The sequence below is a fragment of the Novosphingobium sp. 63-713 genome, assembly GCF_001898925.1.
Lineage (GTDB): Bacteria > Pseudomonadota > Alphaproteobacteria > Sphingomonadales > Sphingomonadaceae > Novosphingobium.
In genome coordinates this window covers 356,513-371,276 of the sequence record NZ_MKVS01000019.1, presented here as the reverse complement: position 1 = coordinate 371,276, position 14,764 = coordinate 356,513, and the positions used below count along the sequence as shown (strand labels likewise).

Sequence of the window (14,764 nt, the reverse complement as noted above, 5' to 3'; positions counted from 1 at the left end):
GCGACGTCACAGTCACATGAGTGATAAGTCGATCAAGATCAGGGGTATTCCCAATTCCTTGGCTCACCGAAGATGCTGGCCCACTCGCTGAAGCTCAGGTTGGTGGTGATCACCACGCTGGTGCGCTCGTAGAGTTTGCTGAGCAGGTGGAACAGCAGGGCCCCGCCTGACGGGCTGAACGGGAGATATCCCAACTCATCCAATATGATGAGATCAAGCTTGAGCAGCCGATCGGCCAATTGTCCCGCTTTGTTGGCCGCCTTGCAGCATCACGACCACGGCAGCGCTGGCGGGATCATGACGCATGGCGCATCTCCCTCAGCGTGTCATAGCGACATACATCGGCTTTGGGCTTCTGGCCAAGGCGCAGAGCCTGCGGTGCATCGATGGGTGGCGCTGGTGGCGCCTTGCCGTCAATGAGGCGATGCAGCACGTTGAGAACATGGGTTTTGGTTGCAACCCCATCCTCAAGCGCCAGTTCGACGGCGCGCAGGACGGCCTGTTCGTCATGGTGCAAAACAAGGGAGAGGATCTCGACCATCTCCTTGTCACCGCCAAGCCGCTTGAGCAGTTGGGCCTGCAATCGCCGGAATGCCTCGGGCATCTCGAGGAAGGGAGCACCGTTGCGCAATGCGCCGGGTTTGCGCTGAACGACTGCCAGATAATGCCGCCAGTCATAGATCGTGTGTCCCGGTTTTTGGTGGGACCGGTCAATGATCCGCGCGTGCTCGCACAGGACTTGTCCTTCCGCGACGATGACAAGCCGCTCGGGGTAAACGCGCAGACTGACGGGCCGATTGGCAGCGGTTGCGCTCGAAGGCGATCAGGCAGGTGGGGGACACGCGCGTGGTCTGCTCGACAAAGCCGTCGAAGGGCCGCCCGATAGGCATTAGGCTGGCCACCTCTTCGGCGTGCACATCGGCGATGGTGCCGGGTAGTACGCCGTGCTGAATGTCGGCCCACTGCGCGATGCACTGCTCCTCAAGCCAGTCATTGAGGGCGGCGAGGTCTGGGAAGCTGGGCATGGGTTGCCACAGGCGGCGGCGGGCATCCTGAACGTTCTTCTCGACTTGTCCCTTCTCCCAACCCGAGGCTGGATTACAGAAATCCGTCTCGAACAGATAATGGCTGGCCAGCGCAGCAAACCGGGCGTTGACTTGGCGTGCCTTACCACGGCCGATCTTGTCGACCGCTGTTTTCATATTATCAAAGATCCCGCGTTGCGACACACCGCCCAGTACCCGGTATGCCTGCGTCAGGGCGTCAAACAACATCTCGTGCGTCTGCAGCAGGTAGGCCCGCACGATGAAAGCGCGGCTATGCGAAAGCTTGGTGTGGGCTACCTGCAACTTGACCGGCTTGCCGCCCAGAACGGCGTAATCCTCGCTCCAATCGAACTGGAAGGCTTCACCGGTCTGGAAGGCCAGCGGCACGAATGTTCTGCGCCCGCTGGTCTGCTGCTCATACTGGCGCTCACGCTTCCAGTCCCGCGCAAAGGCCGCCACGCGACAGTAAGATCCATCATACCCCAGCACGACGAGATCAGCGTAAAGCTGCTTGGCCGTCCGCTTCTGTTTGCGCGACTTGCCTGCCTCAACCCGCAGCCAACCCGTCAGTTTCTCGGCAAAAGGGGCCAGCTTGCTTGGCCGGGCGGGTACCTTGAACGCCGGTTCAACCGCGTCGGCCCGACGATATTTGCGGATCGTGTTGCGCGACAAGCCGGTGCGCCGCTTGATCTCGCGAATGGGGGTGCCTTGGCGGGCCGAAGGCTATGCGCAGCATAAATGCCAGCGGCGGATCACACTGAGTGGGTCCATGTCGATCACTCCGATGCCTCCCGACTGTCAGCCGGAGGCGAGGAAAGCATGGGTCAATTCTCGGCGCTACTCAACAGCCAGATGTTTCGACGACGGGCATACGGATCTCTTTTTACATAATATAGAATATCGGTAATTTGAACCGCAGGGTCCCGGCGAGGGCCAAGCCCCATCAGACCCGGCAATACCTCCGCTCAACTCTTTTGGCGATCACGATCCTTCGCATCGATCAATTCGCCAATATCGGCGCTTTCCATCCCATGCTCGATCAGAAATGGTCCCAGATCCCCGGCGCGTGCGGTGTTTCCGTCATCCTTCATCACGGCGCAAATCACCGCCGCATCGCCGACACCGGCCATCCGGCACAATTCCACCGCCGCTTCGGTTGCCGACGGACGCGCGGCAACCCCGCCGCTGCTGGCGATAAGCGGAAAGACGTGGCCCGGCGAGACAATGTCCTGCGCGCTGGCTGTGGCCGACGTGGCCACCTGGATCGTCATGGCCCGATCAGCGGCGGAAATGCCCGTGGTAATGCCTTCCCGCGCTTCGATGGAGGGCGCAAAAGGCCGCCCGGTGCGCGCCAATGTTCCGGTATCCAGCAGTGTCAGCCCAAGGCGCACCGCCCGGTCCGGCGTAATGGCCAGACAGATCAGGCCCCGCGCATAACGCGCCATAAAGTTGATCGTTTCGGGTCGCACCAGACTGGCCGCCGCGACCAGATCGACATCGCCCCCGCGCAATCGGTCCCCGGTCAACAGGATGATCTCTCCACGGGCCAAAGCCGCCAGCGCCGGTTCCAGCCCGCTCATGCCGCCGCTCCAGCAAGGCTGCGCGCGCCCATCACGACCTGACCGCCCACCGTGGCCAGTTGCGTCGCGATCCTTGCGTCGGTGCAGGCCCCCTGCGCATCGAACAAACCTTGCGATGTGCGCACCGTCGCGCCCAGCGGCGTGGGCCAGCCACGCAGCGCATGGGTGATCGCACGCAGTGTCATCATGGTGCTCATTGTCGCCTGATCGCCATAGGCCGTGGCGATCAGGCCAACGGCGCGGCCGTCCAGATAGGGCCGCGCGTCCCGGGCCAGATCTTCCAGATAATCCAACGCATTCTTGACCAAACCTGAGACGGTTCCATGATAGCCGGGCGCGGCGATGATGATGCCGTCGGCCTGTCGAACGGCTTCGACCAGTTCGGCGCCCACCCCGGCCTGATGCCCTGCTCCGCGATAATGGGGCAGGACACTGAGATAGGCCCCGCCGAAATGGCTGACATCCGCGCCCGCCTCCCGTGCGGCCTTTCCGGCCAGCAACAGGGCGCTTTCCGTGGTGCTGCCGTTTGTGACAGTGCCGCCAATGCAAACTACTTTCATGGTCACGCTCTCCTCTCCGCCATATATTTTTCCAGCCGCGCGGTCTGGTGCCCGTCAAAGCGCAGCCCCAGTTTGGTGCGCCGCCACAGGATGTCGGCGGCTTCTACCGCCCATTCCTCGCGCATCATCCAATCCACCTCGCGGGCGCAAAGGCTGTGGCCGAAATCCTCGCCATCCTGCGCGGCGGAGGCCCCCACCGGCCCATCCTGCGCCAGCACATAGGTTCCATGACACCGCACCAGTCGTCGGATCGTCCGCTCCGGCAAATCGGGGCGCCGCGCGCGCAGGGCGGCGATGAGATCCTGCTGCCCTTCCTTGGGAAAATCGCCGCCCGGCAAGGCCGCCTCATGCGTCCAGGGCGCGCCGGTGATCGCCGGAACCAGCGGCGCCAGACGATCGACCGCGCTCGCTGCCAGATGGCGGTAAGTGGTGATCTTGCCTCCGAAAACCGAGAGCAGAGGCGCATCACTTCCCTCACCATCGGCGCCCCCGTCCACCTCGAAGCGATAGCCGCGCGTGGCCGCCTCCGGCCGCCCGGAACCATCGGAAACCAGCGGGCGGACCCCGGAATAGGTCCAGACCACGTCATCCGGTGTGATCTGGCGCTGGAAATATTCATTCACCCCGGCGCAGAGATAGGCGATCTCCTCCTCGCTGGCGCGCACATCGGACAGCGGCCCGGTGTGATCGCGGTCGGTCGTGCCGATCAGGGTGAAATCCTCTTCATAGGGGATGGCGAAAAAGATGCGGCCATCGGCAAGCTGGAAGAAATAGGCTTTCTCGTGGTCGAACAGGCGTGGGACGACGATATGCGATCCGCGCACCAGCCGCATTTGCTGCTGCGTCGCCTGCCCCGCCTGGCCCAGCAGATCCAGCACGGCCGGACCGGCGGCATTAACCACGGCTCCGGCGGTGAAGGAGCCCTGCGATGTTTCTATATGCCAAAACCCCTCATCCCGGCGCAGCCCTTCGACCTTGCAGCGCGTGCGGATATCCGCGCCGCGCATCTCCGCATCGCGCGCATTGAGCACGACCAGTCTGGCATCATCCACCCAGCCGTCGGAATAGACGAAGCCCTTGGTATAAGAGGGTTTCAGCACCTGCCCCTCGGGGTTGCGGGTCAGGTCGATGGTCTGTGTGGCGGGCAGCGCTCGCCGCCCGCCGATATGGTCATAGAGAAACAGGCCAAGCCGCAGCAGCCAGCGCGGACGCAGCCCCGACCGATGCGGCAGGACAAAACGCAGCGGCCAGATTATATGGGGCGCGATGCTCCACAAAACCTCGCGCTCGCTCAAAGCCTCACGCACCAGCGCGAATTCGTAATGTTCCAGATAGCGCAGCCCGCCATGGATCAGCTTGGTGCTGGCCGAGGACGTGCCCTGCGCCAGATCGCCCTGTTCGAGCAACAGGACGCGCGCGCCGCGCCCGGCGGCATCGCGGGCGATCCCCGCCCCGTTGATGCCCCCGCCGATGATGGCCAGATCATAGTCCGGTTTCATGGGATCACCCCCTTCATTGAATAACCCAGAAGGCAAAGCCGAAAGCGACAAGGAACGAGGTGGCCGTCGCCGCCAGCACCGGCAGCACCGAGTTCCATCCCAGTTGGAGAATGAGGTCCGTCCGGGTCCGCATCGCCGTGGCCGTCACCGCCAGCAGCAGCAACCCTTTGGACAGCAAAAGCGCATTGGCCGAAATCAGTGCGGGAACGGCCACCAGCGAATGGCCGACCACCAGCGCCAGAAAGGCCAGAATGAAGGGCGGCAGTGCCAGCGCCTTCCATGGAGAAACATCATCGCCGCGCGCATCGAAACGCTGAATGACCACTGCGGCCAGCGCCACCAGCGGCCCCAGCAGGGCGACGCGGGTGAGCTTGACCACCGTGGCCGCCGCGCCTGCGGCATTGGACACGGCATAGCCGCCGCCAATCGACTGCGCGACATCATGAATGGCCGCGCCGGTCAGGAAACCGGCCTGACGCGCGTCGAAATGGGCCACGCGGGCCAGTTCGGGATAGATCGTCATGGCCAGCGCGCTGGCAATCGAGACGACCACCAGCGTCAGGGTAAATTGCGCCTGGCTGACCCTTTCGCGCCCGACCACGCCATAAAGCGCCAGCGCCGCCGAGGCCCCGCAAATGGCCGTGGCGCCCCCGGCCAGAATGCCGATCGCCAGCCCCTGCCCTGCCATCCGCGCGCCCAGCAGCGCAGCCACGATCGCCGCCGTCATCACCACCAGCAGCGCGACAAAGGGCACCAGCCCCAGCGCTCCGATTTCCGAAAGCGTGACCTGAAAACCCAGCAGCACGATACCCCAGCGCAAACAGGTGCGCCCCACGAATTCCAGCCCCGGCGAAGTGCGCGGATCGGCCGAAACAAATTGCATCGCCAGCCCGAGGATTAACCCCATCAGGATGATCGGCATACCATAATGGTCGGAAAACCACGCGCCCGCCGCGCTGACAATCGCGCTGATGGCGACGCCGGGCATGAGCTGGCGCCATTTGGCCGGAGGAGCGGGCGGCGCGGGGGCCAAATGGGTTTCGCCAAACAGATCCCCTGCCCATAGCGGGGTGTTATCCTTGGCATCGGAGGGTGCCGGCATAGATTGCATCTTCCCCAAATGTTTTGTGCTTATGCTGCCTCGACCGAGAATCTGTCCCACGGTGTCACAACGCGCTTTCCTTATCCTCCAAAAGCGCTACTGTGCAAGAGCAAAGCGCCACGAATGCGCTCGGATTAGGGGAGAGATGGACCATGCAACCTGCCGCCAAGCGGGCTTCTTCCGGCGCGACCATGGCATTGGTCGCGCTGCTGTTTGCGGGCAATGCGCTCAATTATGTCGACAGGCAGGTGGTGGCCCTGCTCAAACCCACGCTTCAGGCCACATTCCATTGGAATGACGGCGATTTTGCGCATCTGGGTTCGGCTTTTCAATTTGCTGCGGCCGGTGCGCTGGTATTCGTGGGCTGGTTTATCGACCGTCTCGGCGTGCGGGTCGCCTATGGTGCGGCGGTCACCGTCTGGAGCCTGGCGGGGATGGCCCATGCCCTTGCCGCCAACGTTCAGCAATTCGTTACCGCCCGAGTCGTGCTGGCCATCGGCGAGACGGTCAGCACCCCTGCAGGCGTCAAATCGGCCACACTTTATCTGACGCCAGACCGCCGAAATCAGGCGTTGGGCATCATCAATACGGCTCCCAACATCGGCGCCATTCTGACACCGTTGATCATACCGCCTTTTGCCATGGCCTTTGGCTGGAAAGCCGCCTTTTTCGTGACCGGTGGGCTGGGTCTGGTCTGGTTGGCGGCATGGTGGTGGGGCACGCGTTCGCTCGAACCTGTGACCGAGGTGGCCGAACGTGCGCCCGTGAACTGGCGCGAATTGCTGGGCGCCCGCAGCAGTTGGGTGGTCATCGGCGCCAAATTCCTGACCGACGGGGTGTGGTGGTTCGTGCTGTTCTGGATGCCGGACTTCTTCAACCGGGTTTTCGGGATGAGTCAGGCACGGTTGGGCCTGCCGGTGGCCATCATCTTTTCTTTGGCGGCGGCGGGTGCGTTGACGGCGGGCGGCCTGTTTCCGCGCCTGCGCCGCAATGGGCACAGCGTCAATGCGGCGCGCAAGCGTTCGATGCTGTTCTTTGCGCTGGTGGTGCTGGCCATGCCGATGGCCTTGCTGACGCATAACGTGTGGCTGGCGGCGCTGTTGATCGGGCTGGGCCTGTTCGCGCATCAGGGTTTTTCGACCAATATCTTTGGCATGAGCACCGATATTGTCCCAGCCCAGCGCGTGGCCAGTGTGATCGCGCTGGGCGCTGTGGCGGGCAATCTGGCGGGCATGGGGGTGATCGAACTGGCGGGCTGGTCGCTTTCCAGCGGCTTTGGCTATACGCCGATGTTTATTCTGTGCGGCGGGGCCTATCTGTTGGCGCTGGGCTGGATCCATCTGGTGATGCCGCGGTTGGAAGCCGACTGAGCCATTCCCGCCCACAACAAAAAGGGGGCGCTCCGGTCTGGAGCGCCCCCTCTCTTTGTGCCTTGATTTTCAATCAGAAGTTATAGCGGGCGCTGATTCCGAAATAGCGCATCGCGTCGCGGGGGATCTGATAGCGATAGCTGCCCCCCGGCCCGCCGTTGATGATCGAGGCGGCATAGGCCTGGTCGAACAGGTTGCGCACCTGCGCCACGATCCGCCACTTGTCGGTGGGCGAAGCCAGACCGGCCTGAATATTGACCAGACCATAGGCCGGGATCGTGCCGAACTGGCGCTGCACATCATTGGGCGTGAAGAGCGACAACTGGCTCGACTGGAAATTGCCCGATGCGCCAAACACCAGATCGGCCCAGCCTTCGGTGCGCACGCGATGGTCGAGGCTGAGCGAACCTTTCCACTTGGGCGCATAGGCCAGCGGTGTGCCGGGCTGGATGATCGACGTGGCGGCCGCGCCGGGCGCCGCATAGAAGTTCACCACATGCGCATCCGTATAGGCCAGACCGCCGCTCAGCGTCGTATCCGGGCCAAGGCGCCAGGACATGTCGGCCTCGATGCCCTTGGTCGAAACCTCGCCCGCATTGGTAAAGCGGGTGACGACCACGCCTGCCACCAGATCCGGGTTATTCGCCTGGAAATTGTGATACTTGGCATAGAAGCCGGCGAGGTTCAGCGTCAGCTTCCCGCCAAACAGCGTGTTCTTGAGACCCACTTCAAAGGCATCGGACGTTTCGGGCGCAATCACATTGGTGCCCGAGGGCGTCAGGTTGAAGAAGATGTTATAGGCCGGGCCCTTATAGCCGCGCGCATAGCTGGCATAGGCCATCACATCGCGGCTGAGATCGGCCTGAACCACCGCCTTGCCCGAGAGATTGTCCTTCGAGGTGCCGGTGCGGAAGGGCACGCCGTTGGACACGCCCGTGTCATAGACGCCCTGATCGAAATTGCCGTTGATGCCCGGCCCGGCCAGCGTGGTGCGGCGGATGTGGAATACATCCAGCTTATCATGCGTATAGCGCAGCCCGCCGATCAACCGGACATGGTCGGCCAGCTTGAACGTTGCCTGACCAAAGACCGCCACGTTGTTGAAGGTCGAGCCGAAATCGGCCGTCGCGCTGGGGAAGGTCGAGGCATTGGCATTCGCGCTGCCGCAGGGGATCAGCACGCCCGTGGGCGCGGTTGCCGTGGCGGTGCAGACTTCATCATTGCGGGTGAAGATGCGCTCGGAAAACGCGCGCGAATAATAGGCGCCCAAGACATAGGACAGCCGGTTGCCCGCAGGCGAGGTCAGGCGCAGTTCTTGACTGAAAGTATTGGACTTTTGCGGACCGGTGTCGTGCAACTGGTTAAACCCGACATAGGCGCGGTCCAGCCAGTCGCCGTCGCGGATCTCGGTGTTGTTCCATTCGCGATAGGCGGTGATGCTGGTCAGCGTGTGGGTGCCGATGTCAATGTCGGCCTGCCCCGAAATGCCCCAGCCGTCCTCCTTGGTGCTGGTCACAAGGTTTTGATTGATAAAGCGGGTTTTGGCGCCCAGCGGCGTGGGCAACACATTGAAGGCGAGGCTGGTCGTTGGCGCGCCCGCACCCGTCAGCGCTCCGGTGGCAATGATGTCGGCGCAGCAATTGTCATTGTTGCGGTGATAATCGGCCGCCACATAGATCTTCACCCCGGTGCCGGGATTGTAAAGGAACTGTGCCCGGCCGCCGACATGGTCATAGCCGTTGACCATCGACTGGGTGGCCAGATTGCGAATATTGCCGTCATAACCACTGGCAAAGCCGGTGAAACGCGCGGCCAGATCCTTGCCCAGAGGAACGTTGAGCGCGCCCTTGACGCGCCATTCGTTGCCTTCGAAATAATTGGCCTCGATGCTGCCGGAAAATTCGTTCTTGGGCATTTGGCTGGTGATGTTGATCACGCCCGCGCTGGCATTTTTGCCGAACAGCGTTCCCTGCGGGCCGCGCAGCACTTCCATCTGGGCGATGTCGACCAGATCGCTGAACGCCTCGCCCGAGCGGGCATAGACCACGCCGTCCACCACGGTCGACACCGAAGGCTCGCCCGCGATCGAGAAAGTGGCCGTGCCGACGCCGCGCAGATAGATCGTCTGGTTGAGCGTGGTGCCCGATTTCTGGAAGTTGAGCGCCGGGACAAGCTGGGTCGCGCTTTCAATGCTCGGGCGGGCCGCGGCGGCCAGAGCCGCGCCGGTCAGGACCGAAACGGCTACCGGTACGCTGTGCAGCGACTCTGAGCGCTTCTGCGCGGTGACGACGATTTCTCCGGCAGAAGCTGAATCTGCTGCCTGCTGCGCCAGAGCGGGCGCGCTGCCCACGGCCAGAAGCGGCAGGCATAGCAAGGATGATAGTTTTGATTTCATGATAAAATCCTCCCCAATTGCGGGGGCTTGGGCAATCTTGCCTCTTCCCGCGATGGCTTCCCTCTCGCATTTTTTGACACTGCGATTGGTGGTTGATTTGCCTGCCGCGTGGCGATATGTCAAGCGGTGTCACATCGATCCAATGACGGATTGCCACGACCAAAACCAACGTTTGGATGAGCGATGCAGGTGCAATTTTCTCCGTTCAAAGACGGTTTTCAGCTGGATTTCGCCGGGCGGACTGTGCTTCGCCACGACTCGCAATGTCCTGCGCTGGTCATAGCGCGTGGCAATCCGTCGGTTGAGATGTATCGTGGCAATTTCCGTATCGAGGATGCGCCTTGCGACACCATCACCCCGACCGACTGGCGGATCGATGATGGCGCGGTCCTGCTGCTGCACGATGGCGCGCCGGTCGTCCGCATCGATCTGGATCAGGCCGCGCTGACTTTTCAGGCGCTCGACCCCGCTTTCGACCGCCTCTGGGTGCATTTCCATGCCGAACCGGGCGAAACCATCTGGGGCGGCGGCGAGCAGATGAGCTACCTTGCGCTCAATGGCCGCCGTTTCCCCATGTGGAGCAGCGAGCCCGGCGTGGGCCGCGACAAGAGCACCGAGCTGACCTGGGTCATGGATGAGACCGGGATGGCGGGCGGTGATTACTGGAACACCAACTATCCCCAGCCGACTATCCTCACTTCGCGCTGGCTGGCTCTCCATCTCGACGCCAGCGTTTACAGCGTGATCGACGCCAGTGTTCCGGGGCGAACCGCCTTTGAGGTCTGGGCCGATCAGGCGCGTTTCGAACTCTTCGCCGCCGATGGACCACAGGAACTTGTTGGCCAGCTTTCCCTTCGCTTCGGACGCCCCCGTGCCTTGCCGGACTGGGCGATTGGCGGGGCGATTGTCGGGCTGAAGCAGGGCGAAAAGAGCTTTGAGCGGCTCGAAGCCTTCATCGATGCAGGCGCCGCCGTCTCCGGCCTGTGGTGCGAGGATTGGGCGGGCATCCGCGAGACCAGCTTTGGTCGCCGCCTGTTCTGGGACTGGCAGCGCAGCGAGAAGCGCTATCCCGATCTGCCCGCGCGGATTAAGGCGCTGAATGAGCGCGGCATCCGTTTCCTCGCCTATGCCAACCCCTATCTGGCCGTGGATGGCGCGCTCTATCAGGAGGCGCTGAGCGGCGGCCATCTTTGCCGCAGGCTGGACAGCGACGAGCCCTATCTGGTCGATTTCGGCGAATTTGACTGCGGCGTCCTCGATTTCACCCGCGAGGAAAGTTGCGCCTGGTTTGCCGAGCGTATCCTGTGCCGTGAAATGCTGGACATTGGCATTGATGGCTGGATGGCCGACTTCGGCGAATATCTGCCCACCGATGTGCGTCTGGCGGGCGGCATGGACGCGATGGAGGCGCATAATCTCTGGCCAGTGCTTTGGGCGCAGGTCAATGACCGGGCGCTGGCCATGCGGGGCCGGCAAGGCGATGCGGTCTTCTTCATGCGCGCCGGGTTCAGCGGCGTTTCGGGCCATTGCCCGCTGCTCTGGGCCGGGGATCAGTCGGTCGATTTCACCCGCCATGACGGCATCGGCACGGTCATCACAGCGGCGCTGTCCGCAGGGCTGGTCGGCAATGCTTACAGCCATTCCGATTGCGGCGGCTATACCTCGCTGCATGGCAATATCCGCAGCGTCGAATTGATGCAGCGCTGGTGCGAACTGGCGGCCTTTGCCCCAGTCATGCGCAGCCATGAGGGCAACCGCCCCGATGACAATCTGCAATATGATTCAAGCCCGGAACTGCTGGCCAATTTCGCGATGTGGAGCAGGGTCCATGCCCATCTGGCCCCTTATGTCCGCCATCTGTGCGACGAGGCGGTGGCCACCGGCCTGCCCGCCCAGCGCCCGCTGTTCCTCCATTACCCGCAGGATGCATCGCTCTACACCCTTCAGGACCAGTTCCTCTATGGCGCCGACCTGCTGGTCGCCCCAGTGGTCGAAGAGGGCGCGACCCGTCGCCGCGTGACGCTGCCGGGCGGGCAAACATGGCGTCATGTGTGGTCCGGCGTGGATTATGCGCCGGGAACACATGACATTGCCGCGCCCATCGGCCATCCTCCTGTATTCTATCGGACAGAGAGCTCTTTTGCCGATCTGTTCGCCCAGATGGGGGGAATCGTGACGCAATGAGCGAGAGGTCCAATATTCGCGATGTGGCCGCATTGGCGGGGGTGGCGGTCAAAACGGTCAGCCGGGTGCTGAACGGCCATCCCTATGTCAGCGCCGCCATGCGCGAAAAGGTGGAGAAGGCGATGAAGGAGCTGGAATTCCGGCCCTCCATTGCCGCGCGCATCCTGACCGGATCGAAATCGAACCAGATCGCGCTGATCTATGACAACCACAGCCCCTATTACATGTTTCAGATCCAGAGCGGATGCTGGGATTATTGCAAGGCCCACGGCATCCGCCTGATCGCCCAGCCGGTCGATGTGGCTGATCCCGATGTGGACGATTCTGTGCGCGGGCTGGTAAGCGAAACGCATGTGGACGGGATCATCCTCTCCTCGCCGGTCACCGATTGCGTGGGCGTGCTTCAGGCGTTGGACGCGCTGGACGTGCCCTTTGTCCGCATTTCGCCCGGCACCAATCATGCGCTGACATCCTCGGTGTTCATGGACGATGCGCAGGCCGCCGATGACATGACCACGCATCTCATCAACATGGGCCATCGGCGGATCGGTTTCATCAAGGGCCACCCCAACCATATGTCGAGCGATGATCGCCTGTTCGGTTATCGCCGCGCTCTCGACCGGGCGGGCATCGCCTTTGAGCCGCAACTGGTGATGCCGGGCGAATTTGATTTTGAAAGCGGATTTGCGGCGGGCGGCATGTTGCTGGACATGGCCCTTCCGCCCACCGCGATCTTTGCCGCCAATGATGATATGGCCGCAGGCGTTCTGGCCATGGCGCATGGGCGAGGGATGGCGCTGCCCGAACAGCTTTCCGTGGTCGGGTTTGACGATACCACCCTGGCGCGCACCGTCTGGCCTGCCTTGACCACCATTCATCAGCCGATGGTCGAACTGGCCCGCACGGCCACCGAAATCCTCATCGCCGGGGGCGATATCACCCATCGCCGCCTGCCCCATACCCTTGTCGAACGCGCCTCGGTTGCGGCGCCTTTCAGGAAGAACCCATGAGCCTTTTGCCCCTCCCCCCCGCTGAGCGCCCTCTGGGGGCGTCCGGTTTGAATGTCGCTCCCATCGCGTGGGGCATGTGGCGCCTTGCCGAAGGCGGGCGCACGGCGGCTGATGCGGGGCGGCTGGTCCATGCTGCGCTGGACGCCGGGATCAACCTGCTCGACACTGCCGATATCTATGGTTTTGACGGCAAGGGCGGTTTTGGCGATGCGGAAAGCCTGCTGGGCGAGGTGATCGCCGCCGATCCGGGGCTGCATAATCGCTTTGTGCTGGCCACCAAGGGCGGCATCATGCCCCCCCTGCCCTATGACCAGTCGCCCGCCTATCTCTCGGCGGCCATTGATGCCTCGCTGCGGCGGCTCAAGGTCGAGACCATCGACCTCTATCAGGTCCACCGCCCCGACATTCTGGCCCATCCTGCCGAAGTTGCCCGCGTGCTGGACGACGCCGTGGTGGCCGGCAAGATCCGTAGCATCGGCGTGTCCAATTTCACGCAGGCGCAGGTCGCCACGCTCAACCATTTCCTGACCAACAAGCTGGTGGTCACTCAGCCCGAAATCAGCCCGTTGCGCATCACCGCCCTTGAAAACGGCGAGATGGATCAGGCGATGATGCTGGGCCTGACGCCGCTGGCGTGGTCGCCCCTGGGTGGGGGCCGTCTGGCCACGCCCGAAACCGCGCGCGATCTGGCCGTGGCCGCGGCGCTTGATGATGTTGCGGCGAACCGGGGCGTGTCGCGCACCGTGGCGGCCTACAGTTGGCTGATGGCCCACCCCGCCGGGATTATCCCCATCATCGGTTCACAAAACCCAGCCCGTATCGCCGAAGGGGCCGCCGCCCTCTCGGTCCAGTGGAGCCGGGAAGAATGGTACGGCGTGCTGGTCGCCGCACGAGGAGAGAGGCTGCCATGAGCGAAGAACAACCCAAGGGTCAACAGTGCGAAATCGCATGGTTTTCGGCCCTGTGTGACGATGACTATGAATTTCTGGGCGTGCATGACCCCTATCTGAAATCCAGTTGGGAGCATTGCCGCAACATCGTGATGCGCGCCGAAGAGGGCGGGTTCGACAATATCCTGCTCCCCTCGGGCTACAGCCTGGGGCTGGACACCACCGCCTTTGCCGCCGCCGTGGCGACGCAGGTGCGCCGGATCAAGCTGCTCTGGGCCACGCGCATTGGCGAGGACTGGCCGCCGCAACTGGCGCGCCGCATCGCCACGCTTGATCGCATCCTTGGCCCCAATGCCGACGGCACCGGCGGGCGGCTCAATGTGAACATCATTTCCTCGGACATGCCGGGTGAACAGATGGCCTCTGGCCCTCGCTATGCCCGCGCGACCGAAGTGATGAAGATCGTGCGTACGCTGCTCAACGGGCAATCGCTCGATCATGAGGGCGAGTTCTACAAGCTCAAGCTCGACCCACCGCGCATCACCACGATTTCGGGCAAGGCCCCTGCCTTCTACTTCGGCGGTCTGAGCCATGAGGCCCGCGAATGCGCGGCCGAGGGCTGCGATGTCTATCTGATGTGGCCCGACACGATGGACAAGGTGCGCGAAACCATCGCCGACATGAAAGCCCGCGCTGCCCGCTTCGGCCGCAGCCTGAAATTCGGCTATCGCGCCCATGTCATAGTGCGCGAAACCGAGGATGAGGCCCGCGCCTATGCCACCCGCCTTTTGTCCAAGCTGGACGACGAGGCAGGCCGCGCCATCCGCGAACAATCGCTCGACGCCAAGAATTTCGGGGTCCAGCGTCAAGCCGAATTGCGGCAGGCGGCGGGCAATGACGGCTATGTCGAAGATCATCTGTGGACCGGCATTGGGCGCGCGCGCTCGGGCTGCGGCGCGGCGATTATCGGTACGCCGGATCAGGTGCTCTCCAAACTGCGCGCCTATCAGGCCGAGGGGATCGAGGCCTTCATCCTGTCCGGCTATCCCCATGCGCAGGAAGCCGACCTGTTCGCCCGCCATGTCCTGCCGCATATCAAGCATGGTCCGCTGAATATCTGAAACCGAC

General features: G+C 63.0%; 10 protein-coding genes and 2 pseudogenes. 5 read left to right on the top strand and 7 right to left on the bottom strand.

The window, feature by feature from the left end; translation table 11 throughout:
* Positions 1-62: 62 nt before the first annotated feature.
* The 6 genes and pseudogenes from BGP00_RS09920 to BGP00_RS09895 all read right to left on the bottom strand — a co-directional run.
* Positions 63-263 (bottom strand): annotated as a pseudogene (locus BGP00_RS09920) (ATP-binding protein); the annotation flags it as partial.
* Positions 264-295: 32 nt separating this feature from the next.
* A pseudogene (istA, locus tag BGP00_RS09915) lies at positions 296-1,817 on the bottom strand (IS21 family transposase).
* A 194-nt stretch (positions 1,818-2,011) separates the two neighbouring features.
* The gene (locus BGP00_RS09910) at positions 2,012-2,626 is read right to left on the bottom strand and encodes a 3,4-dihydroxy-2-butanone-4-phosphate synthase (protein WP_168601756.1); all 615 of its coding nucleotides are present in this window, start codon (positions 2,624-2,626) and stop codon (positions 2,012-2,014) included.
* Entirely contained in the window at positions 2,623-3,186 is a 564-nt protein-coding gene (locus BGP00_RS09905) for an NADPH-dependent FMN reductase (RefSeq protein ID WP_292690795.1), read from the bottom strand. The genes BGP00_RS09910 and BGP00_RS09905 overlap by 4 nt, the downstream gene beginning before the upstream one ends.
* 2 nt (positions 3,187-3,188) lie before the next feature.
* The gene (locus tag BGP00_RS09900; protein WP_292690793.1) at positions 3,189-4,685 is read right to left on the bottom strand and encodes a glycerol-3-phosphate dehydrogenase; all 1,497 of its coding nucleotides are present in this window, start codon (positions 4,683-4,685) and stop codon (positions 3,189-3,191) included.
* Positions 4,686-4,698: 13 nt separating this feature from the next.
* Positions 4,699-5,787, bottom strand: coding sequence for a putative sulfate exporter family transporter (locus tag BGP00_RS09895; protein WP_292690791.1), 1,089 nt, complete (start codon positions 5,785-5,787; stop codon positions 4,699-4,701).
* 152 nt (positions 5,788-5,939) lie between these two features.
* On the opposite strand from BGP00_RS09895, the gene BGP00_RS09890 reads away from it, so the two are divergent.
* A complete protein-coding gene (locus BGP00_RS09890; protein WP_292690789.1) occupies positions 5,940-7,157 on the top strand; it encodes an MFS transporter in 1,218 nt (405 codons plus the stop codon).
* 73 nt (positions 7,158-7,230) lie between these two features.
* Here BGP00_RS09890 and BGP00_RS09885 read toward each other — a convergent pair whose 3' ends face one another.
* Positions 7,231-9,552 carry a TonB-dependent receptor gene (locus tag BGP00_RS09885; RefSeq protein ID WP_292690787.1) on the bottom strand — a complete coding sequence of 774 codons (2,322 nt, stop codon included), beginning with the start codon at positions 9,550-9,552 and terminating at the stop codon, positions 7,231-7,233.
* Positions 9,553-9,735: 183 nt separating this feature from the next.
* Here BGP00_RS09885 and BGP00_RS09880 point away from each other — a divergent pair, with 183 nt between their 5' ends.
* From BGP00_RS09880 to BGP00_RS09865, 4 genes are read left to right on the top strand one after another with little or no spacing between them, the layout of a single operon-like run.
* Positions 9,736-11,736: an alpha-glucosidase gene (locus BGP00_RS09880; RefSeq protein ID WP_292690786.1), complete on the top strand. Its 2,001-nt coding sequence runs from the start codon at positions 9,736-9,738 to the stop codon at positions 11,734-11,736.
* Complete coding sequence (locus BGP00_RS09875) at positions 11,733-12,746, top strand: LacI family DNA-binding transcriptional regulator (protein ID WP_292690784.1); 1,014 nt, start codon at positions 11,733-11,735, stop codon at positions 12,744-12,746. The genes BGP00_RS09880 and BGP00_RS09875 overlap by 4 nt, the downstream gene beginning before the upstream one ends.
* Positions 12,743-13,657: an aldo/keto reductase gene (locus tag BGP00_RS09870; protein ID WP_292690782.1), complete on the top strand. Its 915-nt coding sequence runs from the start codon at positions 12,743-12,745 to the stop codon at positions 13,655-13,657. The genes BGP00_RS09875 and BGP00_RS09870 overlap by 4 nt, the downstream gene beginning before the upstream one ends.
* Complete coding sequence (locus BGP00_RS09865) at positions 13,654-14,757, top strand: LLM class flavin-dependent oxidoreductase (protein WP_292690780.1); 1,104 nt, start codon at positions 13,654-13,656, stop codon at positions 14,755-14,757. The genes BGP00_RS09870 and BGP00_RS09865 overlap by 4 nt, the downstream gene beginning before the upstream one ends.
* The last annotated feature ends 7 nt before the right edge of the window (positions 14,758-14,764 follow it).

Excerpts from the sequence above, each read along its gene's own strand:
- BGP00_RS09890 (WP_292690789.1), top strand. The coding sequence starts at position 5,940 with ATGCAACCTGCCGCCAAGCGGGCTTCTTCCGGCGCGACCATGGCATTG.
- BGP00_RS09910 (WP_168601756.1), bottom strand. The coding sequence starts at position 2,626 with ATGAGCGGGCTGGAACCGGCGCTGGCGGCTTTGGCCCGTGGAGAGATC.
- BGP00_RS09865 (WP_292690780.1), top strand. The coding sequence starts at position 13,654 with ATGAGCGAAGAACAACCCAAGGGTCAACAGTGCGAAATCGCATGGTTT.
- BGP00_RS09895 (WP_292690791.1), bottom strand. The coding sequence starts at position 5,787 with ATGCCGGCACCCTCCGATGCCAAGGATAACACCCCGCTATGGGCAGGG.
- BGP00_RS09885 (WP_292690787.1), bottom strand. The coding sequence starts at position 9,552 with ATGAAATCAAAACTATCATCCTTGCTATGCCTGCCGCTTCTGGCCGTG.
- BGP00_RS09905 (WP_292690795.1), bottom strand. The coding sequence starts at position 3,186 with ATGAAAGTAGTTTGCATTGGCGGCACTGTCACAAACGGCAGCACCACG.
- BGP00_RS09875 (WP_292690784.1), top strand. The coding sequence starts at position 11,733 with ATGAGCGAGAGGTCCAATATTCGCGATGTGGCCGCATTGGCGGGGGTG.
- BGP00_RS09880 (WP_292690786.1), top strand. The coding sequence starts at position 9,736 with ATGCAGGTGCAATTTTCTCCGTTCAAAGACGGTTTTCAGCTGGATTTC.
- BGP00_RS09870 (WP_292690782.1), top strand. The coding sequence starts at position 12,743 with ATGAGCCTTTTGCCCCTCCCCCCCGCTGAGCGCCCTCTGGGGGCGTCC.
- BGP00_RS09900 (WP_292690793.1), bottom strand. The coding sequence starts at position 4,685 with ATGAAACCGGACTATGATCTGGCCATCATCGGCGGGGGCATCAACGGG.